Origin of the sequence: Clostridium saccharoperbutylacetonicum N1-4(HMT) (genome assembly GCF_000340885.1) — a bacterium.
GTDB classification, from domain to species: Bacteria; Bacillota; Clostridia; order Clostridiales; family Clostridiaceae; genus Clostridium; species Clostridium saccharoperbutylacetonicum.
In genome coordinates this window covers 3,548,372-3,573,461 of sequence record NC_020291.1, presented here as the reverse complement: position 1 = coordinate 3,573,461, position 25,090 = coordinate 3,548,372, and the positions used below count along the sequence as shown (strand labels likewise).

Genomic DNA, 25,090 nt, shown 5'->3' with positions numbered 1-25,090 from the left:
TTCGTAGAAAGGAAGTGGTTATTATGAAAAATGAAATTAAAAATCAATCAAATAATTTTGCAAGTTTCACAAGTGTAAGTCCCAATGCAACTGATCTACAATCAAATGTAAAAGGTGGTCGTACAAGTTCTGATAAAAAAGATGCTGGTAATAATGAGTGGTCTTCGGTTCCGTTAACTTATGACAAAGAGGATTCTACTCAAAAAAAAGAAAAGACTGCTACTAATAATCAATGGTGTTCAACATCAAAATAATTATAATTGTAATACACGCTACTTTTATTGATGAAGGAGTTGGTATATTATGAGTAAACAATATAATGATGAAGAAAAAAACATGAATGATAATTATATCCCTTATCAAGGTGGTTATATTTCATATGAACCAAATGTTTTGACAGAACACTATACGGTCAAAGGCTTTGAAGGAAAGATAGAAAAAGATAAAGAATCTAATAGTAGATGGTGTTAACGTATCTTTTATAAAAATTTAGTTATTTATCATGAATATAGATTTAGCTTCCTTCATATAATGATATGTATATATTGTATGGAGGAAGTTGTTCTTCTAAATTTATTAACAGGATTGCATTTTATTACTTGTTGACTAGGTAATTTATTAGAATTATAATTTATTTATAAAATGGGAAACGAGGAAATAATATGGTCTTACTAGAAAAATTGTCATTATTTAATATGGAGCATTTTAGGAAATTATATAATAAAAATGAAGATGCTTATACTTGCAATAAAAGTTTTTTTGAAATATATGATGAAGAACATTTTTTAATAAAATATCTAATAAGAAAGCAAATAAAGCTATTTAAGGTCAATAAAGAATATATTGGATACATATGGTATGAATATCCTTCTCAAAGTGGATTAAGTAATATATATGCTATATACTTGAAAGAAGAATATATGGATATGATAAATGCAAAAATGTTATCTTTTTTTAAGAGAACTACATTTCGATACGATATGATAGCAAGTTCGAGGAATTCGAATATTATGAAAAAATTAAATTTTAATGTTAATTCCAAAAATATTTTGATGAAAATTAAAACAACTAATTTTAGTAATGTTATTAAAGATCGTATTAAATTTAGGCATTTTAAAGAGGGCCAAGATGAAGAATTAAGATGTGAAATTCAAAATTCTGTATTTAATGACAAAAATAGAATACCATTGACCATAGAGGATGTTAGAAGGGAAGAAGCTGAAGAGTACTACATTAACAACTTTGGAGTTTTTATTTATAATAATCAAGGACAAGTTGTAGGTTATGGACAAGTGATATATAACAAAGGATTATATACAATAGTGAATCTTGGGATTTTAAAAGAACACAGAAGACATGGTTATGGTGAGGTGCTATTAAGATATCTAATTAATATTTGTAAACAAAATTCAATAAATAATGTATATATTAGAGTGGATAAGGATAATTTAAAAGCTATAGCTTTATATACCAAAGTTGGATTTAAAGAATACCAATCCTTTGTTAGTTGGTACAAGTATATTAATTAATAAAAATAAGAAGTTGTATTATAATATGACTTCTTTATTTTTTGAGTTTCATCTTGGTCTTTCAATTATATAGAGAATTTGTTATAGTACTATGGAACTTGTTTTAAAACGGAGGAATACTAATGAATTTTAATATAGAACAATTAGAAGAACAAAAAATAAAAATACTTCTTTATTCAAACGTATGGATGTCCGTTAGTAGAAGAAAAGAAGAATTGAAATGCGTGATAAATAGACAGTTTAAGCGTTATATATAAAATTTACAGATAGAATTTGCCTATCTCTTATTATTATTTTATTAATTAAGTTATTAACAAAGTCTTTTATTAGTTCTCGACCTACATTCTGAATCAGTTCTTTTATGTTTATATTTCCCTCGAGTAGTTTATTTGTAAGTTCAAGAGTTGTAACATCTAAGAAAAATTTAAAATTATAAATTGATGGATCAGTGGAAGTAGTTTCATTGATTTTTTTATTTATTTCATTAATATCATTTTTGATTTTATTTTTCTTCAAGAAATAATCTTTTTCAGACATATCTCCATTATCATAAAGATATAAATTTTCTAATCTTTCTAAAGCTCTTTGAGCTTTTTTTAATTCTTTAGGAAATTATAATGCAATAAAATTTGTGGATAACTTTAAAAGTAGCAGAAACTCACAGTCTGCGAAGCAGATTTTTTTATTCGGCTTCAAATTTATTTGAATCAATATCGATTATATTCGATTCTGTTTTTCCTTCTTTATAAGGTTTGAATGTATTACTTTGAGAATAAAATATTGAGTTATATAGATCTTCAATTTCACTAATACCGACTATATCTTTAAAGCAAGTACCACTTAAAAGCTTTCTTTCCAGATCATCCAAGGAAATGCTACTCCCTTTTTCTTTATAACTTTTAATAATATTAGATATAAAATTCAAAGTGAAATTTCCGATTATTGTATCACTAATTGTTTTCTGGCTGCATCCTAAATGATTATATCGTCCTGAACATGTATATAAACCAGGAGTAAAACCATCAAGGCTTGTTTTGTCTGATCTATTGTTACATTCACCACATTCAAGAAGTCCAGCAAAAATATGAATTTTAGAAGTCCTTCGGAATCTAGCACTATTTTTATTAGCGTTGATATCCATTATTTTATTGCATTCTTCCCAAAGCTCTTCACTTATAATACCAGCATGATTATTTGGTATTATAATCCATTCATCTTGATTTTTCACTTTTCCATGACCAGGTATTCTGTAGTTATATCTATAAGTGCCTTTATAAAATGGATTTCTAATTACATCACATATAGTTTTAGTAGTCCAGCGACCATCTCTTTTGGTTTTAATTCCATTAGTATTTAGTAATTTGGTAACTGCTGAAGAAGATTCAGTCTTTGAATAAGTTTTGAAAATTATATCAACAGTATTTTTTTCTTCATCATCAATGATAGGAAATTTAATTGTTTCATCCCATTTATATCCTGGAGGTATCGGTGCACCAGTCCATAATCCTTTACTGGCTCTATCTAACATAACAGAAGTAACTCTTTCTCCAGTAAGTTTTCTTTCAAGTTCAGCAAATACAAGTATTATTTTAAGCATTGCTTCACCCATTGCCGTGCTTGTATCAAATTGCTCATTTTTACTAACAAAAATACAATTATATTTTTTAAGTTCATCATACATAGAACAAAAATCTAAAAGATTTCGGGATATTCTATCTATTTTCCAAACAAGTAAATGAGAAAATTCACAACAAGCAGCAAAAATATTTAAGGCACTATCAAATCCTAATAGACTTGAGTTATATCTAAAAATTGCTGAAGCCAATGAATCTGGTTTTGAAGCCCAAGGTGAGTGTTTTGTTACTGATATTATAAACTCTTTGAATATCGGTGCACCTACCATTTCACATCATATTAAAGAATTGGTTAATGCTGATTTAATAAGTACAGATAAAAGGGGTAAATTTTTGATCTGTAAAGTGAATGAAGCGTTGGTTGAAGAAGTTAACAAACTGCTATCAATATAACATGAATGATTCTTAAGAGAGTTTATAAGATATTTTAAGAATCATTTAATAGTTTTACCACTAATAAAATATTTCTAAAAAAGTTAGTATCTTATATCTAAAAGCCGTCTTTAAAATTTAGCAAACAATTCGATAATTATCAAAGTATTAAAATATAGAAGTTTGTTAAAAAAATAAATTTACTTGGGTTTGTTGGCATAATACAGTTTTTGATTGCTAATTACGTGACCTGCAATCCCCATCAATGGAGGTTTGTTATGAAAATTTTTTATTTCACTGCTACTGGTAACAGTTTGGATATTGCTAAAAGATTTGGAGGAGAACTCTACTCAATACCTAAAATCTTGAAAGGCGATAAGTTTGATTTTGAAGATGAAAAAATTGGGATAATATTTCCTTGTTATGATGCTGCAGTTCCTAATATTGTACGTGAATTTATAAAGAAGGTAACATTAAAAAGCCCTTATATCTTTGTAATTATGACCTATGGGAATTTTACACTAGGTGGTATTAACTGGTTTGTGAAATTTGCGCAAGAGAATAATATTCATATACAATATGCAGATAAATTACTCATGATTGACAATTATTTGCCAGTTTTTGATATGGAAAAAGAAAAACTTAAATCAAAGAATATAAATGAAAACTTCAACCGCTTGTTAAAGGATATCAATCAAAATAAGCACTATATCAATAATGGTTCATTCCTAGATTCAATGGCTACAAGCACCATTCAAAGTATGTTCAAAATATTTCCAAATTTTAATTCTGTTAAGAAATTTTTTGTTGGAAATGATTGTAATGGCTGCGGAACATGTTCAAAGGTATGCCCTCGGGACAATATTACAATTAGCAAAAATGTTGATAAATCGAAACCAGTTTATGGACAAAATTGTGAATTCTGCCTTGCTTGTATAAATCTTTGTCCCCAGAAAGCAATAAAATTAAATAGAGAAAAAAATTCAAATGCACGATTTATGAATGAAAATGTAACTTTGAAAGAAATTATAGCTGCAAATGATTAAAAGAATAAATTTTTAATACTGATATAAAAAACTTCTGTCACCTTTTACTTAGTTGGTAGGAATTTTACACTCATCCTTATTTATATTAATAAAGCTATGTAAAAATTTAAAATGTTCCTTTTCTCTTATATTGTTGTTTATAGAAAATTTAAGAGCACCTGTAGTGTCACTTAAATTTTCTATAAAAATGTATACTGTTTTCAAATTATGTCTCCAAACATCATAGAAGTGCATATTAATAATTTTTTCGTTTTATCTAATCGCCTTTCTATAAGCCAATGATGTAGAGGTGTATTATAAATAAAGACATTCATTGATGGTGGGCTCATTTATAAAATCAAATTATATAAGTATAGTTAAAAATATAAAGAAAAGGGTGAACTATGCATATGAATACAAATAAAATTAAAAATCATAAAAAAAGTGAAAATTTAACATATGCAGCAATACTTCTTATTTTAGCCGGATTTCAATATTTGATTACAGAAGCAGTTGCAGCCTCAGCGTGGAAATCACCTTCATACAGCTACACTTATAATTTTATAAGTGATTTAGTTATGCATATCAAGGGAGAACTGTTTCTGGGGCGACTTATTAATTCTCCCTTGCATTTTGTGATGAATGGTGGATTCATCACAAAATGCAAGGTATACTATTTATAGTTGCCGCTCTATTACTATTTAGAATATTATCAGAAAGATGGCGATTTGTATACCTAGTATTATATTCCTGAAAATATTAGAATTAAAGATAAGAAATAAAATTAATCCCAGTAAAGATAATTGCCTTACTGGGATATTTTAATACATATGAAAATTTTAAAATAGGTACCAAAACTTTTACGCTTACGAAATAACCATAATAGATTTATTATCTAACATATTTATTTTGTTTTTTAATATAATTAAAAAATGAAAATAAATATTAAAACAAGATTAAAAAATGTTATTTTACGATAAAATTATTGTCAAATAATATAGTATTTGTTAAAATTACTACAATATTTTTGGTGAAATCTTATTGATTCCTTTTTAGACAAAATATGTATTTAGTTATAATTTTATAATCCACAGACATCAATAAGATTAAAACTCTTAAGGATGATTTACCAGCTAAAATAATTATCAAGAATATTAAGATATAAAGAACTGAAATAGGAGGTGATATATAAAATCTAAGATTCTAAAAAATATTTACGTATTCAAATGAATCTTCAAGAGGCTAGAAAATTGAGAATAGCATGTTTTTTATATCAATAAAGTTTAAATTGAAAACTAAAAACTTAAACAAATGAACGGAAATATTATTTTATAGGGGAGGGAATTTAAAAATGTTAAAAAGATCAAGTTCACTTTTATTAGCTTTTACATTATTATTTGGGATTGGAGTAAGTACACCTACAATAGCAAGTGCAGATACAAATGCTATAGCAAAAGTTCCAGGGTATTCTAATCCTCTTATGACACAAAAGTTTGGTGCAGATCCGTATGTTATGGTTTACAATGACAGAGTATATGTTTATATGAGCAGTGATGCTTATATGTATAGTAACGGAAATGTTATTGATAATAATTATAGTAATATCAAGTCAATAACCTGTATATCATCTGATGATATGGTAAACTGGACCGATCATGGGGAAATTCCAGTTGCAGGATCAAATGGAGCAGCAAAATGGGCGAGCAATTCTTGGGCACCAGCAGTTACGCATAAAGTCATAAATGGTAAGGAAAAATTCTTCCTTTATTTTGCCAATAATGCAGGTAGTATTGGTGTACTTACAGCAGATACACCAATTGGACCATGGGCAGATCCTATTGAAAAACCTTTGATTACTACCAGCACTCCTGGAGTTAATAGCACTGAAACTGTATGGCTTTTTGACCCAGCGGTATTAATTGACGATGATGGAACAGGTTATCTATATTTCGGTGGTGGTATACCAGGTGGTAACAATCGTACACAAAGTCAAATTGCAAATCCCAAAACAGCTAGAGTTATAAAATTAACCAGTGATATGATTCATACCGAGGGGAATGCAGCTGTAATTGATTCTCAATTTATGTTTGAAGATTCAGGTATACACAAATATAATGGTAAATACTATTATTCATATTGTTCTAATTTCGCTGGTACTCATCCAGCTGGATCTCCGCCTCAAGGTGAAATTGCTTACATGGTAAGTGATAATCCTATGGGACCATTTACTTATAAGGGTACTTTCCTTAAAAATCCAGGAAGATTTTTCGGAGTTGGTGGCAACAATCATCATGCTGTTTTTCAATTTAAGAACCAATGGTATGTAACATATCATACTCAAACTCTTGGAAAAGCTTTAGGAGTTACGAAAGGATACCGTTCTCCTCATATTAATAAGCTTGAATATGATAGTAATGGAACTATAAAAGATGTACAAGCAGACATGCAAGGTGTACCTCAAGTTGCTAATCTCAATCCATATACAAGGACTGAGGCTGAAACAATTGGCTGGAATGGAGGTATTTCAACTGAAAAATCTCAAGCGCTAGGAAATATAGTAAAAAACATTAATCTTGATGTTACAAGCATAAATAATGGAGATTGGCTAGCTGTATCAAAGGCTGACTTTGGAAATGGAGCTAAATCATTTAAAGCAAATATTGCATCGACAGTGGGAGGAAAAATAGAAATACATCTAGATAGTCTAGATGGCCAACTTATTGGTACTCTTGATGTAAGTCCTACAGGGGGAGAACAACAGTGGAAAGAAATGCAATGTAATGTAAAAAGTGTTAGTGGTGTTCACAATATTTTCTTTAAATTTACTGGAATCAGTAATAAAAACTTATTTAATATTGATTATTGGCAATTTAGCTAAAGCCGCAGAGAGAAAATCTTAATCATTCAATAAGTTTATTGAATGATTATTAAAGTTAACTACTTAAAGAAAGAAGTAATCAATATCGATTTTATCAATAAAAATATATAAAAAAATCAATTAGATGAAGTAAAAAAGGAGCATATTAACGATGAACATTAAAATAAAAAAAATAGTATTATCTTTATTAACACTTTCAGTAACATGTTCACTATTTACAGCATTATCTATAACAGCTAATGCAGAATCAAATACTACAATAAATTTGTCTGGAGAAAAGCAAGTGATCCGTGGATTTGGAGGAATAAACCACCCAGCTTGGGCTGGAGATTTGACAGCAGCTCAAAGAGAAACAGCTTTTGGTAATGGTGATAATCAGTTAGGTTTTTCTATTTTAAGAATCTATGTAGATGATAATAAAAATAATTGGTACAAAGAATTAGAAACTGCTAAAAAAGCTATTGAACACGGAGCAATAGTTTTTGCTTCGCCATGGAATCCTCCAAGTGAAATGACTGAGACTTTCAATCGTAATGGTGATACGAAAGCAAAACGACTTAGATATGATAAGTATGCGGAGTATGCACAGCATCTTAACGATTTTGTTTCATACATGAAGAATAATGGTGTGAGTCTGTATGCTATTTCTGTTCAAAATGAACCTGATTATGGAAAAGATTGGACGTGGTGGACTCCAGAAGAAATACTTCGCTTTATGAAAGAAAATGCTGGATCAATTAATTGTAAGGTAATGTCACCTGAGTCATTTTCTTATCAAAAAAAGATGTATGACCCTATTTTGAACGATTCGAAGGCCCTTGCCAATATGGATGTTCTTGGTACCCATACTTATGGTACTCAGGTTAAAGATTTCCCTTATCCTCTTTTCAAACAAAAAGGAGCAGGAAAAGAGCTATGGATGACAGAAGTATACGTTCCTAATAGTGACAATAACTCAGCAGATCGTTGGCCTGAGGCATTGGACGTTGCATATCATGTGCACAATGCTATGGTAGAGGGAGATTTTCAAGCATATACATGGTGGTACATCCGTAGGCAATATGGTCCTATGAAAGAGGATGGTAACATAAGCAAGCGTGGTTATATGATGGCTCAGTTCTCTAAGTTTGTTCGTCCAGGATATGTAAGAGTTGATGCAACAAAGAATCCAATATCCAATATTTACGTGTCTGCATATAAAGGTGATAACAAAGTAGTTATTGTTGCAATAAACAAAGGAACATCTCAAGTAAGTCAAAGCTTCAATATACAAAATGGCTCAGCTTCTAAAGTGTCATCATGGGTAACAACAGGATCACAAAACATAGCTAAATCAGCTGATATAAATGTAGTAAATGGAAACTTTACAGCATCGCTTCCAGCACAAAGTGTAACTACATTTGTAGGAGACATTAAGTAGAACTGCTTCAATTACAACTAACTTAAGAACTATCAAATAATATATTTTAATTTCAATAAATTACAAAATGTTTCTTAAAGAATTAATTAATTGTATTAAATGAAATGGAGGATATTAGAATGAACAGTAAAGTAAAAAAAATGTTAATATCTTTAATGACCTTTTCCATAACATGTTTATCATTTGCAGGTTTTTCTATATCAGCTAATGCAGCAACAAATAATGCAACAGTAAATTTGTCATCCAAACAACAACTTATCACGGGATTTGGTGCATCTAGTGCGTGGTGTGGAGCTCTTAATGATTCTTCGATGGATACTCTTTATAAAAACATAGGACTTAGTATTTTGAGAGTACGTATTGATCCAAATGAAGGCTGGAATAAAGGAGATTATAGTAGATGGGCAGATGAGCTTTCTAATGCAAAAAAGGCGGCTGCAAGAGGAGCTATTGTTTTTGCAACTCCATGGTCACCACCAGCTTCAATGAAAACTAATAATTCAATAAAAGGCCAAGGATCTTTAAAGATTTCATCTTATGCTGATTATGCAGCTTATTTAAAGACTTTTGCAAATTACTTTGCTAATAATGGAGTACCTTTATATGCAATTTCTCTTCAAAATGAACCAGATTGGAAAGTTGATTATGATGGATGTCTTTGGACAGGAAATGAATTATATGATTTCGTAAAAAGTTATGGTTCTACAATATCTAAAACTGTTAAAATCATTATGCCTGAATCTCTAAATTTTAATCAGGCTATGTCAAATCCAACTCTTAATGATCCTGCTGCTTCTTCTTATGTATCTATTGTTGGAGGACATCTTTATGGAGCTACTATTAAGGATTATCCTTTAGCACGTAGTGAAGGAAAAGAATTATGGATGACAGAACACTATTTTCAAGGTGAAAATATAAGTTCAAGTATGGATTTGGCTAAAGAAATTAATGATTGTATGACAATTGGAAACATGAATGCCTATGTATATTGGTGGATACTTAATGATGGAAATGGTTTGTATACTAGGTCTGGTCAAGCTAATAAACGAGCATATGTACTTGGTCAATTCTCAAAATTCATTCGTTCTGGCTATAACAGAGTTAATACTACAAGTAATCCACAATCAAATGTTTATTTATCTGCATATACAGGAAATAATAAAGTAGTTATTCTTGCAATAAATCAAGGAAAATCCCCAGTAACTCAAAGTTTCAATGTACAAAATGGTAAAGTTTCTAGTGTATCATCATATGTGACTTCAGCAACGTCAGACATGGTTAAATCAAATTCTGATATAAATGTAACTAATGGAAGCTTTACAGCGTCACTTCCAGCAGAAAGTGTAACCACATTTGTGGGGGATATTAAGTAGCACTATTTTAATAATAAGTGATTTAGCTACAGAAACTCAAGGAGTATGAAATATCATACATTCAATAATGAAGTTAATTATTGAAGTTCAGAGGTCTGATTGACAGCTTCAGCTGTCAATTACAAGACCTTGAAACTGTAAAATTTGCAAATTTAAAGTCATAACTAGATAGAATTGTGGCTATGGAGCTACTAGTGTATATTTCAAAATTATATATTAATAGCTCAACAAATTTTTTAGCAACAGGCTGCAATGATGTAATGTCATAAGTTAAGATTTATGCCAGGTATTATAAACAGCTAACTACTGATTAAAATGATTCTTGAAAAAGAGGATACCAAAAGTTTATACTTTCGTTATCATTTTTTCAAATCAATATACTGACGTTTAAAGGCTAAGAGTAGAGCAAAAATAAAGATGAAAAATCAAGAGGAGGTTTTATTATGTTAAGAAATAGACTATACAAAAGAAAAATTTCTTTCAATAAGTTAATTTCTATGTCGATGTTAGCATGTATATTACTAGCAGCACTAGCTTTACCGGCCAATGCATATACCTCAGATCTAGGAAATGGAACTTATCAAAATCCTGTTATGTATGCTGATTATCCAGATAACTGTGTTATTAAAGTAGGGTCAACCTATTATATGGAATGTTCTAGTATTAATTATATGCCAGGTCTCCCTATTCTGAAGTCACAAGATCTTGTAAACTGGGAGATTTGTTCATATGCATATGATCGTATTGACGTAGGTATGAGTGGCATTGATCAAGCACATGCAGATGCCTATAATTTATCAGGTGGAAAAAATGTATACAGTCATGGGTGTTGGGCACCAAGTTTAAAGTATCATAATGGTAAGTTTTATGCTACTTTTTCTTCTCTTGACTTGGGTAAAACCTTTGTATGTACAAGGAATGCTCCAATGGACTTTGGAGGCTGGGATTTTACAGAAATTAAAGGTATAGGATATGCTCATGATGCAGACCTTTTCTTTGATACTGATGGAAGAGTGTATCTTGTTAATGGCGGATGTAATGTAACAGAGCTAAATGCAGATTGTAAATCTGTCAAAGCTGGAGGAATAAGCAAGAAAATTTTTGATGGCGGTAGTAGTCATGATGGTAATAGAATATTTAAGAAAAATGGCTATTATTATATACTTTCAACACCTGTAAAGGAGAGTGGACCCTATCAACGTATAGAAAAAGCATGGAGGTCTAAAAATCTCACAGGTCCTTATGAACAAAAAGTGATTTTAGATGATGGTGCAAATCATCAGGTTTGTGTGGTTGAGGATGGTAGCTATAATTGGGCAATTTTGTTTGAAGATAAGGGTGCAGTTGGACGTGTTCCAAAGCTTGCTCCTGTTACATGGGTAAATGATTGGCCTATGATAGGTGTAAATGTCAAAGTACCAGCAACATATAACAAACCTGTAGCAGGAAATGGAATAAAATCACCTGGTACAGATGATGATTTTTCTGCTCAGGGTTATGTACTTTCTCAATGGCAATGGAACCACAATCCTGATAATTCAAAATGGACTACTTCTGAACGTCCAGGATGGTTAAGGCTTAAGACCAGCAATGCTTCTAACCTTCTTGAAGCTAGAAATACTCTCACACAGAGGATACAAGGTCCAACATCTTCAGGATGGGTCAAGTTGGATGCAGCCAATATAAAATCTGGACAGATTGCTGGATTATCTGATTTCCATAGTAAATATGGATATATAGCAGTAAAAAATGATAATGGAACTAAAAAACTTATTCAATATAATGTAGATGGCTTAGAAACTTCTGTTAACCTTACTAATAATATTGTGTACTTAAAGTTGGATGTTGATTGTAATACACAAATAGCCAAATTCTATTACAGCTATGATGCTAATAGATGGACACAGTTAGGCAGCAATCTAAAAATGGATTTTTTCTATAAATTATGGTTTGTAGGATATAGGTTTGCTCTCTTTAATTATACGACTGGTTCTGATACTAGTGGATATGCTGACTTTGATTACTTTAAGTTTAGTCCTAATGTAACAGGTGAGGGTAGATAGTAGTATTAATTATAAAAATTACTTTTGAGTTTAGAAAAGTTTTTAATGTATATGATATCTATAATAAAAGCGATAATGCCTAGACAAAATAGTATAAAGTTTTTTTAGTTAATCAACTTATTTAGTAAAGGATTAACTGTACTTTGTCGATTTTCAAATATAGGGTTGATGCCACAAGTAATTCACAATCAGATACTTATATATACGCATATATACGCATATACAGGTGATAATAAAGTAGTTATATTGTAATAAACGAAGATATTTGAAGTAAAACAAAGTTTCAATATACCAAATAGTGAGGTTTCTAGTATATTATCATGGTGACTTCAGCAACATCAAATATAGCTGCAATTTTCTTCTAAGTTTATCAAGTATTTTATGAAAAAAATGGGATAATCAAGAAAAATCAAACTAATAAAAGAGTGTAATTATGAATTCTAACGAGTTTCTGTGGGGCTCATATTATACCAGTCCACAGCAACAAACAGTCAACGTAGGGCAAAAATTTACCTACCACCATGGTATTCAGTAAACAAAAAATACAGCGTAATGTATTTATTACATGGTATCAACGGGAGTGAAGATGACTGGACTACTCGCGGAGGAGGTGCAAATATAATCGCCGATAATCTCGTTGCAGCAGGGAAAATCAAACCTTCAATAATAGTAATGCCTAATTGTACTGCGAATGGGCAAGGAGAATACGATGGCTATGAAAATGTAACGAACGATTTGATTAATTGCCTAATACCTTATGTAGAAAAGAACTATTCCGTTTATACTGGCCGTCTTCACAGAGCGATATCTGGCCTATCAATGGGTGGTGGACAATCATTCAATATCGGCTTGCAAAACCTAAAACTATTTCCATATGTTGGTGCCTATTCTGCAGCCCCAAACACCCATTCAAATTCCAAGCTATTTCCTGATGGCGGAACTGCAGCAAAACAACAGTTGAAACTACTATTTATTTCTTATGGTACTAATGATAGTCTTATCAATTTCGGTACAGGAGTGCATGAATTTTGTGATTCTAAAGGTATTCCTAACACATATTTGCTTTTCCAGGGGAGAGGACACGACTGGAGTGTTTGGAAACCAAGTTTGTGGAGTTTCCTCCAAATGTTAGACAGATCAGGATATACTAGTGATTCTTCTGATAGTACTACTATTGATAAAGCAACCTTCTATCAGGATACCGATTTTGGAGGAATTGCTGTTTCTTTAAAATCAGGCAATTATACAACCGCACAACTTTCAGCGGCAGGAATTTTTGACAAATAGGTATCCTCAGTAAAAGTACCAGCAGGCTACACGGTTGAAGTTTATAATCAAAATAACTTTGATGGAAAAAATGGACATTTACAAAGGATAATTCAAATTTTATAATAGCAGGGTGCAATGATGTAATGTCTTGAGTTAGGATTTATGTCAAGTAATATAATTAGCTGAGTACTGATTAAAATGAGCTTTGAAAAGAGTATAACAAAATTAAATTTATTTCTTATATAAACTAAGGATTAAATATGGCAATTATTTTTTAACTAATAACTCTTTATTACAAGTATTCCTGTAATAAAGAGTTTTAGACTTTGTAATAAATAAAAAACTGATATAAATATATTGTGTGTCACTTGCAAGACGACAAAAAATTTATATCAGGAGGTTAACTAAAGAGAAAGTTAAACTAATATCGCTATTAGATGAATATTTTCCTTAGTTAAGAAAGTCATTTTCTTTTATACTATCTCGCCATTATGTTTTATGGAAGGTGTATTCATACAAATGAAATTATTGATAAAGATTAATACTCATATAAATATAGGGGTATCGCCAACATTTCCGACAAAACCCACGCTAAGACAATAAAAGAGTAAAAACTTTGGAATATCATCACGTTAAGGCAAAGCTCATTGAAATGTACTCTATTCAGATTGTTTTTTTAAAGTTCAATTAATTATTTTTTCAAAATCATATTTCTTACGAAAAACGGGTTATAAAGTTTCTACTTATGCTTAGCATGAGTGCCATAACGATTATTTTTAGCTTATTCTCGAGGTTTCCAATATTGTTCTAAAAATATATTCTTTTATGGAGATATATTCCTAGAAGCATTATTGGTTGGTTCTATTGGAGATATCATTATATTAAATAAGTAATTTTTTTATATTTTATTTAGAGTTATATTGTATGAACTTCTATACTTTAAAATTTAATGTGATAATGATAGAGGAATTTAATTGTTTTAGTGGAATTAAAATTAAGGTTAAAAATGAGGAGCACCAACATGCTTTATAGTGTTTCTAAAATATCGAAGTTAATCAATTTATAAAAAGTTAGCATATATAAAAAATTAAAGTTAAATGATGAGGTTAAAAAAGATTTAAATAATCAAAATGTAAATATAGAAATTGTAACGGATGCAGAATCTCACGAAATATAGTTTTTAAGAGCAATAGAGATAATTATAATTAACTTGGTTAATGTTGACAGTAAAGGACAAAAAAGGTAAACTATACTTAAAGGCTCAATGAAAATATTGTACTTTTTAAGTGTGTATCATGTAAAGGAGGTGTTTTTTTAATTGTGCAAACGATTGTATTGATGTAGATTTAGGGGAAAGGATGAGGTAATATGAAATCAAAAAAAATTCAGAATATTGTAGCATCAGTTATATTTTTTGCTACTTTATTTAGTACTACAATGGTTAGTGCTAGTACAGGTGATGGAGGTAAATCAACTAACAATAGCACACAAAATATTCTAAAAGTGAATATTAATAATGATGGGTCAGTGAAATATTCGGAATCAAGCGCTAAAAGCTCGAATTCAAAGAAACCGTTTGCATGGAAAAATGCTACCGTATACTTTGAATTAACAGATAGATTCAATAATGGCGATACAAGTAATGATCATTCTTATGGGCGTGGATTAGATCAAAATGGAAATGTACAAGCAGGCTATACTAATAATCCAGGCGCTTTTCAAGGAGGAGATTTAAAAGGATTAACTCAAAAACTTAACGATGGATATTTTACAAACTTAGGTGTAAATGCAATTTGGATTACTGCACCTTATGAACAAATTCATGGCTTTACTTCTGGAAACGATGATGGAGGTAATGCAGAAAATAACGGAAAGGGTTTTCCATATTATTCATATCATGGCTATTGGGCTTTAGATTATAGTAATATAGATGCTAATATGGGAACTGTTGATGATTTTAAAACATTTGTTGATACAGCTCATTCAAAAGGAATACGTGTAGTAATGGACATTGTATTAAATCATGTAGGATATACTACTATGAAGGATGCAAACGAATATGGATTTGGAGGATTAGCATCAGGATGGGGAAAATATTATTATGGATCATTAAAAGACCTTGTAGGAGGAGCTGTAGAAGCAAAAAAATATTATAATTTAGATGATTCAAAATGGAGCACTAAATGGTGGGGGACAGATTTTGTAAGATCATCTGCTGGATATGCAGGATATCCTAAAGCTTCAGAAGGTGCAGGATGGACAGACTGTCTTGCTGGGCTTCCAGACATTAAAACCGAAAGTACAACAGAAGTAGGATTGCCACCGTTATTAGAAAACAAGTGGAAAAAAGAAGGTAGATATGATAAAGAAATGGCTAGTTTAAATTCATTCTTTGAAAAGAGAAATTTAAAAAGAACACCAAGAAACTATGTTATAAAATGGTTAACAGATTATATTAGAAATTACGGAATAGATGGATTTAGATGCGATACTGCAAATCAAGTTGACCTTGATTCATGGGCAGCTTTAAATAAAGAAGCAAGAGTAGCCTTTGATGAATACAAATCTAATAATCCAGATAAGGTACTTGATCCTAATGCAGAATTTTGGACAGTAGGAGAATCATGGGGGCATGGAGTTAATAAGGATGCATTTTATACTCAAGGTGGATTTAGCTCAATGATTAACTTTACCTTTAAGGATGTGAGTACTTCAAATATTAAAGCTAAATATGATACATTAAGCAAAGTTAATGATGATGATAATTTTGATGTATTAAGTTATATATCATCACATGACGATAAATTATATAATAGAGATAATTTAATTAATGGAGGAACATCGTTATTGCTTGCACCAGGAACAGTACAAATATTTTATGGAGATGAAACTGCTAGACCTTTAGGTTGGACGGATAGATTTTCAAGTAATTATACAGATCAAACATATCGTACATTTATGAATTGGAGTGATCTTAATAATTCAAATAGTAAAGCTTCAACTATTCTTACACATTGGCAAAAACTAGGCCAATTTAGAGCTAATCACTTAGCTGTAGGATCTGGTACAAATATAGATTTAAGCAGTAATCCATATACATTTGGAAGGACGTATAATAAAGACGGTGTATCAGATAAAGTTGTATGTGCTATAGGAGCATCTGGAGATACAAATGTAACTGTATCAAGTATATTTAGTGATGGATCTAAAGTAAGAGATGCTTATACTGGAGCAATGACTACAGTATCAAATGGAAAAGCTGTTTTTACTGCTGATAAAAACGGTGTTATTTTAATTGAAAAAGCAGATAATTCTCCAGATGTAAGTATTCATCCAGGTTCAAAGAAATATTATGAAGATACATTAAAATTAAGCCTAAATGTAAGTGGAGCAGATACAGGAACTTATAGTATTAATGGAGAAGTTGAAAAAGCATTCAAAAATAGAGATGTAATAACAATAGGTAAAGATCTACCTTATGAAAGTGTAACAACCATTACAGTAAAGGCTTTAAATTCTGACGGAAGTGCAACACAAACTTACACATATACTAAAAAAGACCCTAATTTTATATCAAATGTATACTTTAAAAAGCCAGGAAACTTTGGAACACCAAAAGTATACATTTATAGCGAAAGTGATGGAATTATAAAGGAAGTAGCAAAATGGCCAGGAGTAGAAATGAAATCAGAAGGAAATGATTTATATAGCTATTCTTTACCAAAAGCTTTTAGTGATGCAAAAGTAATATTTAATGATGCGAATAATCAAATTCCTGGATCAGGACAAACAGGGTTTAGTTTAGAAAATGGAAGTACTATGATTTATGATAATGGAGAGTGGAAAAATTACGTAATTGAAAATAATCCACAAGCTTCAATATCAAAAGAAAGCTGTGATTTTACTGATTCTTTATCTCTTACATTAGGAGCAAAAAACAGTACATCATCAACATATTCAATAGATGGTGGAATAGAAGTGAATTACAATGACGGAGATGTAATAACTATAGGAAAAGATGCTCTAGTTGATGATAAAATCACTATTACATTAAAAGTGACAGACGGAAAGAAAAGTGATATAAAGAGTTATACTTATACCAAAAAGGGAGAAACCAAAGCAGCTACTGTATATTGCCGAAAGCCACAAGGGTGGGGAACACTAAAATTATATATTTATGATGACACTCAAAGTCCTGTAAAAGAGGTAGCGAAATGGCCAGGAGTGGAAATGAAATCAGAAGGAAATAATTTATATAGCTATACATTGCCAGATGGATGGGAAGATGCATATGTAATATTCACTGATGGAAAAAATCAGGTACCAGGCTCAGGGCAAAGAGGGTATAAATTAAGTACAGGAAGTAAAATGATATACGATAATGGAACTTGGAAAGTGTATTAAGAAAATGTAATCATAAATGAAAACATGAAAGTTTTTTATAACCACTCTTTCTATGGAAATAATTTATGCTAAATTACAAGTCATATATCCTATTTTCTTAATGAAGTGGTACAGCCAACATTTCTTACAAAACCCATGCCAAGATAAAAAAATTAGCTATAAATTTAAATTTTTACAATATTAAGGAGAATACCAGCATCTATGTAACCAGGGTCAAAGTAATTAAGCTTCAGGACTATATGTTCTGAAGCTTAATATTTATGCTTGTCCATCAATAATACAAGCAACATTAGTTAATTATCATCATAAACTATTTTTATCAGCATTTTGGGGGAATGGAAGCACTTCATCAAGTGATGGCATGCGTGTCCAAGTTGGTGTTTATTCCTTACATGCTGACGCTAACCCTCATTATGGCACTGGTAAAGGTGCGACAATGTATAGATTTGTGAGTGATCAATTCTCAACATTTTATACTAAAGTAATAAATACTAATGCCAGAGATGCGGTGCATGTAATTGATGGGCTTCTTTATCATGAAACATATTTAAATATTGAGGAACACTATACAGATACAGCTGGTTATACTGACCAAGTGTTTGGCTTAAGTCATTTATTAGGATTTAAGTTTGCACCTAGAATCAGAGATATATCAGAAATTAAATTATATTGTATTGGAAAAGCTAGTGATTATACTAAAATAGAAAGTATTTTAAATGGTCGTATAAACATTAAAATTATTGAAAAAAATTTTGATGATGTGTTAAGACTGGCACATTCCATAAGGGAAGGTAAAGTTACTGGTTCACTTATAATGGGAAAGTTAGGTTCTTATGCAAGGCAAAATGCTTTAGCAACAGCCTTAAGAGAAATGGGAAGAATAGAAAGAACAATTTTTATTTTGGATTATATAACTAATGAATCGAATCCCTTAGAAGACGTATCCAAAGAGGACTTAATAAAGGTGAGGCCATGAATGCTCTTGCAAGAGCTATATTCTTTGTCAAACGTAGAGAATTTAGAGAAAGAGAGTTACAGGATCAGTTTCAAAGAGCTAGTGCTTTAAATATTTTAATTAATGCTATAATCATTTGGAATACTACTTATTTACAAAAAGCTGTAGATCATTTAAAACAAAGTTATACTTTTGATGAAAGTTTACTCAAAAATATAGCTCCATTAGGCTGGGAACACATCAACTTACTTGGAGAGTATAATTTTGATACTAAAAATATTCCTGAATTATATGATATTAAGTTGCCAGAAAAAATTAAAATAAATTTTGAAATTGAATGTTGTGTTTTTATTATTTTCACAGGCATTAAAAATGAGAAGATAACAGTTACCAATTATCAAAGGCCACAATTAATACAGGATGATATATTATTAAAAGAAGCAAATAATAAATTTGAGAGGATGAAAAAAAAATAATATTAGTGAATTGATGGGAATATACATAGCAAGAAGTCAGGAAGAGTATGATTCGTTTTTTAGTGGATAAAGTTTTTTTGAGTTAAAAGATGCATTGGTCAGAGATAATTTTATATATACCGTAGTTTCTAATACTGGTATAAAAGAAGCTAAAGCAGTAGTGATAAATGATCCAACACCAAACCATATTGATTTTAATGTTAGTGGAGTAGCAACTATTCAAGGAAGTGTTGATCCAAGTTAAACATCTAATAATATTAAAGTGAGTGTTGGTGATGTTCCACTTGCAAAAACTATAACAATAAAGGTAACTGCAACAGTAATTCTCTAATTGAAAAAATAATAAAGTATCAATTAGGACACTTATAGCATTGATAAGTGTCTTTTAATATCAGTTATCAATAGTATTGCTATATATAGCACATAAGTAAATAGTAGTTATTGTAAGTTAATTATAAATATCTTAGTATGGAAGTAGGTAGTGTAACGTGGTTTTCATAAAAATAAAATCAACCATTTATATTACAGAAAAATATGGTAAGATAATATTGCCTATTTTCTATATTTATTAGGTGTCACATTATAGCGCTCTTTAAATTTCTTATAAAAGAAATTAATATTACTAATATTAACTTCTTGACATATTGATTCAATTGACATATCTGTATTTCTCAAAAGATAAGAGGACTTTTCAAGTTTTTCATTTAAAATTAAGTCTTTAAAGTTAAGTCCTGTTATCTTTTTTACAAAAGAACTAAAATAATTAGTATTAAAATTAAAATATTTTGCAGCAGAAGATAAATTAATTGTATTATAATTAGCTTTTATATAGTTCAAAATATCAAACGAAATCTGTGTATTTTTATTTATATCATTTTCCTTATTATTTTCAGAGTCATATATTCTCAATAATTCCGTAAATAAAATTTTGATATAATTGTCTTTTATTACATCAGATCCTATATTAGGCGAAATAAATTCTGTTGCTAACTTACAAATTATGTTATGTATATCTTCATTGTCTTTTGTCTGAAAAAGTAAATAAGTATTATATTTATGCATTTCATAAAGTGAATGAAGTAAAAAATTTGTAATAACATTGCTTGACATTAATTGGCTAAAAAATGAATTGTTAAAATAATCTATATTTAATATGAAGCTAAGCATTATATCATTAAATCCTGCTATATCGGTTGAATGAATTACATTTCTATCCAAGATAATCAAATCTCCAGTTTTTAGAGTAATTGAAGAGCCATTAATAATTTCAGAAATCTCACCCGAATAAATATAAGCCAACTCAATCCAGTTATGCTTGTGAGGAGCAAAAGCAGTAAATCGTCCATGTTTCTTAAAAAGAAATTCCTTTGGAAAATATGTATCTAGGGAATCTATTTCTTTAATTGGATAATTCCTTTTTTGTATATTATGAATGTTAGTAATTGCATCATCAATAGATTGAAAATTATAATATCTTACTATTTCTTTAAGATCAGAGTATTCATGTCCAATATAACTTCTAAGGTAAATATCTAATTCTTCTTTGTTCATAAAAATGCCTCCAATTCAATTTTTATTTACAGTAAATCTTCATAAATGAGTTTATCACAAAAATATATCTTTGTATGTGAATAAATGTTAGTAATCACACACAAAAATGTCATTTATAATTTTGAAAACGTATAATAAAATAAAGATGTAGAAAAATTAAGTTTTAATGAACAAAAAAATTGGGCCAAATTTTAAAAGATTTAAACTTAAGATTACATAAGGAGGATTATTATGAATCAATTCATGAGTACTTTAGAAAAATACATTATTCCTTTAGCTAACAAATTGCAAGCAAACAACATTATACAATCTATTTCAACAGGTATGATGGCAATGATGCCAATAATGATGGTAGGTGCTTTTGCATCACTTTTAAAAGGATTACCGATTAATGTATATCAGCAGTTTCTTACTTCATCACATTTAGCAGATTTGCTTAATACAATAATCAATGTGACTAATAATATGCTAGCGTTATATGCAGCATTTTCTATTGCAAATACATACACAACGCGTCAAGAAAAAGATGGATTTGCAGCAGGATTAATCAGTTTGATGTCATTTTTCATTGTCACTCCAATGCTGATTACCGGCGAAGGATATTCAACAGTTACTAACTTACCATTAACTTGGTTAGGCTCAACTGGATTATTTACTGCAATAATTATTGCTATTTTAGCATCAAAAATATATGTCTTTATTTTAGATAAAAATTTAGTAATTAAATTACCAGAAGGAGTACCTGAATTTGTATCAAAAGCTTTTGTTAGTATAATTCCTGGTGTTTTAATAGTAAGTGTTTTTGCATTAATTGCTTATGTCGTTCAGTTTACTTCATTTAAAAATTTACATCAAGTAATTTATGGTTTAATACAACTTCCTTTACAAGGAATAGGGGGAAGTGTCTGGGCTGCATTGTTAGTTTACGTATTAATTGGATTGTGCTGGTTTTTCGGAGTTCATGGCATGGCTATTATAATGGTGGTTGCACCACTTTGGATGGCAGCGGATGCTGAAAATATGGCAGCAGTTTCAAATGGTGTCGCCAATTCAAACTTACCTCATATTATAACATTTAATTGGATTGGTGCAGTAGCCACTTGTGGAGGTGCTGGTGCAACTATTGGATTAGTAATTTTGTTAACTTATTTCTCAAAGTCAAAACAATATAAAGCTTTAGGAAAAATGGTACTTATTCCTTCTCTATTTAATATAAATGAACCAGTAGTATTTGGGTTACCATGTATGCTAAATCCAGTTCTATTTATACCATTTTTATTTACTCCAGTGTTGCTGATAGCTTTGGCTTATGTGTTGACTGTAATGGGCATTTTGCCAATATCAAATGGTATTGGAGCACCTATAGGAACACCATTAGTAATAACAGGACTTTTTAATGGGGGATGGAGATTGGCACTTTATCAAGTGGTCTCTATATTTATATCATTAGCAATTTATTATCCATTCTTTAAGATAATTGATAAAAGAGCCTTTGAAGAAGAAAAAGCAGCTGAAAAATAAATTTTATGTGTAAAAGCAAGGGATAAAATTATGTTGTAGAAAATAATATATTTAATAAAAAGAAAGTGGTGAAATATGAAAGAGATAAGTAATATTTACAATGGAAATTTTGAAAATTATACATTACCTTTTTTCTGGCTACATGGAGAATCAGAAGAAGTATTGGTAAATTATATGCAAAAGATTCACGATTCGAATATTAAAGCTGTATGTATAGAATCAAGACCTCACCCAGACTTTATGGGAAAAAGATGGTGGAATGATTTAGATATAATAATTCGTGAAGCAAAAAGACTAAATATGAAAATATGGATATTAGATGATGCACATTTTCCAACGGGGTATGCAAATGGTTTAGTGAAAAAAAAGTATCCTGAAAGACTAAAAACGTTATTAACTCATCGTGTTGTAGAAGTACTTGGACCCAAAAAGAGTATTGGTGTTAATACTAAAAATTTATTAGATCCAACTGCTAAAATAATATCAGTATATGCAAAACAAGGAGATAAATTCATTAATCTAAAGGAATCTATGGAGGAAGAGATTATATATTTTGATATTCCAGCAGGTGTTTGGAAAATATATATGATTTATGAATCACAAAAAGTTAAATATAACTCTGATTACATAAATATGGTAGATAAGGAATCTTGCGATATATTGATCGAAGCAGTATACGAGCCTCATTATGAAAGATATAAAAGTGAATTTGGTAAAACCATTGCAGGTTTTTTTTCGGACGAACCAGGATTTATGAATGAAAAAGGTAACAAAGGTGATAGTGCAATTGGCAAAGTTATGCCATTACCTTGGAGTAATGAAGTGAAAGAAAGATTAAAGTCAAGATTAGGAAACGATTATGATTTAAAATTATCTTCCTTATGGTATGAAGAATCCTATAGTTCAGAAGTAAGATATGTATTTATGGATATATGCACTCAATTATATAAAGAATGTTTTAGCGATAATTTGGGAAATTGGTGTAGGGGTCATAATGTTGAATATATAGGTCATGTTATTGAAGACAGAGATAGTAACGCTAGATTAGGTGTTGGCCCAGGACACTTATTTAGAGCTATGGCTGGGCAAGATATGGCAGGTATAGATGTTGTCTTAAATCAGATTATACCAGGTTTAGACAATGGTATGCATCCAGCTCTTACAGGTGAGTGGGAGAACGAATTTTTTCATTATGCTTTAGCAAAGCTGGGATCTTCTTTAGGACATATAGATCCGAAGAAAAACGGAAGGACTGTAGCAGAAGTTTTTGGAGCCTATGGATGGCACGAGGGCATAAAAATGATGAAATGGATAGTAGATCATTTCCTAATTCGTGGTGTAAATCACTTTGTACCACATGCTTTTTCAGGAAAAAGTTTTCCGGATATTGACTGTCCACCACACTTTTATGGTCATGGAAATAATCCTCAGTTTAGATATTTTGGCAAACTTATGGAATATTTAAATAAAACGTGTACTTTACTTAATGGTGGTCACACAAAACCAACAGCTGCAGTATTATATCATGCTGAGGCTGAATGGACAGGCAAGTTTATGCTAACACAAAAACCTACTAGAGTTTTAACTCAAAATCAGATTGACTTTGATATTATACCAAATGATGTATTCGTTTTTAAAGATTACTTTAAAACAACTATAGAGGACTATCTTTATATCAATAATAATGAATATAAATGTTTAATTATTCCATACTGTGAGTATATAAGCGAGGAATTGCTTCAATTTATTGTAAAAGCAAAAAACTCAAAATTAAAAATTGTATTTATTGATGGCTTACCAAGCGGTGTATTTAATAGCAGTGATAAGGTTTTGCTTAAGAATTTGCATCATGTAGATATTGTACCATTAATGGATTTAGCAACTTATATGAACTCAAATAATTTATACACTATTAAATGTAAAAAAAATGAACCTTATTTAAGATATTCTTCTTTTGCTAAAGAAGAGTCTGAATATATGATGTTTTTCAATGAAGATCCAATTAATACTATTGAAGCAAGTATTAAATTTAAAACTGATAAACCAGTATACAAATATGATATTTTAAATAATAAAATCACTAAAGTTGATTATAACGGCAGTATTAAAGTTATTTTATCACCTTATGAATCATTTATTTATATTTTAGGAGATGTGGATTTTTCAATTGTCAGCAAAGAAATAGTAACTGGAACAAAAATTAAAGTTGTGAACTCAAAGTATAAAGTTAGTATAGCTAACGCTTTGGAATATCCAAAGTTTACTGAAGTTTTTACTTTAGAAAAATTAGAAAACCTATCTCTTTCTAAGTATTTACCAAATTTTTCGGGAACTTTTCGATATGAAACAGATGTTGAATTTGAACAAGACATAGATATTGCAATGATTGATCTTGGAAGAGTATATGAAGTAGCAGATTTAATTGTAAATGGGAAATATGTTGATACTAGAATTTGTCCCCCATATAAATTTTATATATCAAATTTGTTAAAATCAGGTAAAAATACCATATGTATTGATGTAACAAATACTTTGGATAAGCAAATAGTAGATTGTTTTTCTTCAACTGAAGAGATTCAACCATCCGGATTGTTAGATACTATTAAAATAGTCTATTAGA

General features: G+C 30.0%; 17 protein-coding genes and 2 pseudogenes. 16 read left to right on the top strand and 3 right to left on the bottom strand.

Annotated elements, in window-relative coordinates:
• Positions 1–23 precede the first annotated feature (23 nt).
• The 3 genes from CSPA_RS15955 to CSPA_RS15950 all read left to right on the top strand — a co-directional run bounded on the left by CSPA_RS15955 (position 24) and on the right by CSPA_RS15950 (position 1,529).
• A complete protein-coding gene (locus tag CSPA_RS15955) occupies positions 24–254 on the top strand; it encodes a hypothetical protein (RefSeq protein ID WP_015393365.1) in 231 nt (76 codons plus the stop codon).
• Between the two features lie 49 nt (positions 255–303).
• Positions 304–471 (top strand): hypothetical protein, encoded by a 168-nt coding sequence (locus tag CSPA_RS30235; protein WP_015393364.1) that lies wholly within the window; start codon positions 304–306, stop codon positions 469–471.
• A gap of 191 nt (positions 472–662) precedes the next feature.
• The gene (locus tag CSPA_RS15950) at positions 663–1,529 is read left to right on the top strand and encodes a GNAT family N-acetyltransferase (RefSeq protein ID WP_015393363.1); all 867 of its coding nucleotides are present in this window, start codon (positions 663–665) and stop codon (positions 1,527–1,529) included.
• A 240-nt stretch (positions 1,530–1,769) separates the two neighbouring features.
• Here CSPA_RS15950 and CSPA_RS15945 read toward each other — a convergent pair whose 3' ends face one another.
• Together CSPA_RS15945 and CSPA_RS30605 are read right to left on the bottom strand one after the other, a co-directional pair.
• Positions 1,770–2,066 (bottom strand): hypothetical protein, encoded by a 297-nt coding sequence (locus tag CSPA_RS15945; RefSeq protein WP_015393362.1) that lies wholly within the window; start codon positions 2,064–2,066, stop codon positions 1,770–1,772.
• 145 nt (positions 2,067–2,211) lie between these two features.
• Positions 2,212–3,432, bottom strand: coding sequence for a recombinase family protein (locus tag CSPA_RS30605; protein WP_015393360.1), 1,221 nt, complete (start codon positions 3,430–3,432; stop codon positions 2,212–2,214).
• On the opposite strand from CSPA_RS30605, the gene CSPA_RS29200 reads away from it, so the two are divergent.
• The 11 genes and pseudogenes from CSPA_RS29200 to CSPA_RS30595 form a co-directional block, all read left to right on the top strand.
• Entirely contained in the window at positions 3,341–3,556 is a 216-nt protein-coding gene (locus CSPA_RS29200; protein ID WP_242832599.1) for an ArsR/SmtB family transcription factor, read from the top strand. The two genes, CSPA_RS30605 and CSPA_RS29200, sit on opposite strands and share 92 nt — an antisense overlap.
• Positions 3,557–3,813: 257 nt before the next feature.
• Entirely contained in the window at positions 3,814–4,581 is a 768-nt protein-coding gene (locus CSPA_RS15935; RefSeq protein ID WP_015393359.1) for an EFR1 family ferrodoxin, read from the top strand.
• Positions 4,582–4,970: 389 nt separating this feature from the next.
• Positions 4,971–5,243, top strand: a complete 273-nt coding sequence (locus tag CSPA_RS15930) for a hypothetical protein (RefSeq protein WP_017810555.1) — start codon at positions 4,971–4,973, stop codon at positions 5,241–5,243.
• Positions 5,244–5,911: 668 nt separating this feature from the next.
• Complete coding sequence (locus CSPA_RS15925; RefSeq protein WP_015393357.1) at positions 5,912–7,438, top strand: glycoside hydrolase family 43 protein; 1,527 nt, start codon at positions 5,912–5,914, stop codon at positions 7,436–7,438.
• 151 nt (positions 7,439–7,589) lie between these two features.
• Entirely contained in the window at positions 7,590–8,858 is a 1,269-nt protein-coding gene (gene xynC / locus CSPA_RS15920; RefSeq protein ID WP_015393356.1) for a glucuronoarabinoxylan endo-1,4-beta-xylanase XynC, read from the top strand.
• A 119-nt stretch (positions 8,859–8,977) separates the two neighbouring features.
• Positions 8,978–10,231: a glycoside hydrolase gene (locus CSPA_RS15915; RefSeq protein WP_015393355.1), complete on the top strand. Its 1,254-nt coding sequence runs from the start codon at positions 8,978–8,980 to the stop codon at positions 10,229–10,231.
• 443 nt (positions 10,232–10,674) lie between these two features.
• Positions 10,675–12,294 (top strand): glycoside hydrolase family 43 protein, encoded by a 1,620-nt coding sequence (locus tag CSPA_RS15910; RefSeq protein ID WP_015393354.1) that lies wholly within the window; start codon positions 10,675–10,677, stop codon positions 12,292–12,294.
• 453 nt (positions 12,295–12,747) lie between these two features.
• On the top strand, positions 12,748–13,581 hold the full coding sequence (locus CSPA_RS15905; protein ID WP_015393353.1) for an alpha/beta hydrolase: 834 nt from the start codon (positions 12,748–12,750) through the stop codon (positions 13,579–13,581).
• 1,350 nt (positions 13,582–14,931) lie between these two features.
• Positions 14,932–17,967, top strand: a complete 3,036-nt coding sequence (locus CSPA_RS15900) for a starch-binding protein (protein ID WP_015393352.1) — start codon at positions 14,932–14,934, stop codon at positions 17,965–17,967.
• 280 nt (positions 17,968–18,247) lie between these two features.
• A pseudogene (locus CSPA_RS29195) lies at positions 18,248–19,218 on the top strand (transposase); the annotation flags it as partial.
• Between the two features lie 274 nt (positions 19,219–19,492).
• Positions 19,493–19,729 (top strand): annotated as a pseudogene (locus tag CSPA_RS30595) (hypothetical protein); the annotation flags it as partial.
• 221 nt (positions 19,730–19,950) lie between these two features.
• Here the strand turns inward: CSPA_RS30595 and CSPA_RS15885 are convergent.
• Positions 19,951–20,949 carry an AraC family transcriptional regulator gene (locus CSPA_RS15885; protein ID WP_015393348.1) on the bottom strand — a complete coding sequence of 333 codons (999 nt, stop codon included), beginning with the start codon at positions 20,947–20,949 and terminating at the stop codon, positions 19,951–19,953.
• A 231-nt stretch (positions 20,950–21,180) separates the two neighbouring features.
• Here CSPA_RS15885 and CSPA_RS15880 point away from each other — a divergent pair, with 231 nt between their 5' ends.
• Complete coding sequence (locus CSPA_RS15880) at positions 21,181–22,470, top strand: PTS sugar transporter subunit IIC (protein WP_015393347.1); 1,290 nt, start codon at positions 21,181–21,183, stop codon at positions 22,468–22,470.
• Positions 22,471–22,545: 75 nt separating this feature from the next.
• The gene (locus CSPA_RS15875) at positions 22,546–25,089 is read left to right on the top strand and encodes a glycosylhydrolase-like jelly roll fold domain-containing protein (RefSeq protein ID WP_015393346.1); all 2,544 of its coding nucleotides are present in this window, start codon (positions 22,546–22,548) and stop codon (positions 25,087–25,089) included.
• Position 25,090: the final 1 nt, after the last annotated feature.

Excerpts from the sequence above, each read along its gene's own strand:
- CSPA_RS15925 (WP_015393357.1), top strand. The coding sequence starts at position 5,912 with ATGTTAAAAAGATCAAGTTCACTTTTATTAGCTTTTACATTATTATTT.
- CSPA_RS15950 (WP_015393363.1), top strand. The coding sequence starts at position 663 with ATGGTCTTACTAGAAAAATTGTCATTATTTAATATGGAGCATTTTAGG.
- CSPA_RS15885 (WP_015393348.1), bottom strand. The coding sequence starts at position 20,949 with ATGAACAAAGAAGAATTAGATATTTACCTTAGAAGTTATATTGGACAT.
- CSPA_RS15955 (WP_015393365.1), top strand. The coding sequence starts at position 24 with ATGAAAAATGAAATTAAAAATCAATCAAATAATTTTGCAAGTTTCACA.
- xynC (WP_015393356.1), top strand. The coding sequence starts at position 7,590 with ATGAACATTAAAATAAAAAAAATAGTATTATCTTTATTAACACTTTCA.
- CSPA_RS15910 (WP_015393354.1), top strand. The coding sequence starts at position 10,675 with ATGTTAAGAAATAGACTATACAAAAGAAAAATTTCTTTCAATAAGTTA.
- CSPA_RS15900 (WP_015393352.1), top strand. The coding sequence starts at position 14,932 with ATGAAATCAAAAAAAATTCAGAATATTGTAGCATCAGTTATATTTTTT.
- CSPA_RS15935 (WP_015393359.1), top strand. The coding sequence starts at position 3,814 with ATGAAAATTTTTTATTTCACTGCTACTGGTAACAGTTTGGATATTGCT.
- CSPA_RS15930 (WP_017810555.1), top strand. The coding sequence starts at position 4,971 with ATGAATACAAATAAAATTAAAAATCATAAAAAAAGTGAAAATTTAACA.
- CSPA_RS15880 (WP_015393347.1), top strand. The coding sequence starts at position 21,181 with ATGAATCAATTCATGAGTACTTTAGAAAAATACATTATTCCTTTAGCT.
- CSPA_RS15915 (WP_015393355.1), top strand. The coding sequence starts at position 8,978 with ATGAACAGTAAAGTAAAAAAAATGTTAATATCTTTAATGACCTTTTCC.
- CSPA_RS30605 (WP_015393360.1), bottom strand. The coding sequence starts at position 3,432 with ATGGTAGGTGCACCGATATTCAAAGAGTTTATAATATCAGTAACAAAA.
- CSPA_RS15875 (WP_015393346.1), top strand. The coding sequence starts at position 22,546 with ATGAAAGAGATAAGTAATATTTACAATGGAAATTTTGAAAATTATACA.
- CSPA_RS15945 (WP_015393362.1), bottom strand. The coding sequence starts at position 2,066 with ATGTCTGAAAAAGATTATTTCTTGAAGAAAAATAAAATCAAAAATGAT.
- CSPA_RS30235 (WP_015393364.1), top strand. The coding sequence starts at position 304 with ATGAGTAAACAATATAATGATGAAGAAAAAAACATGAATGATAATTAT.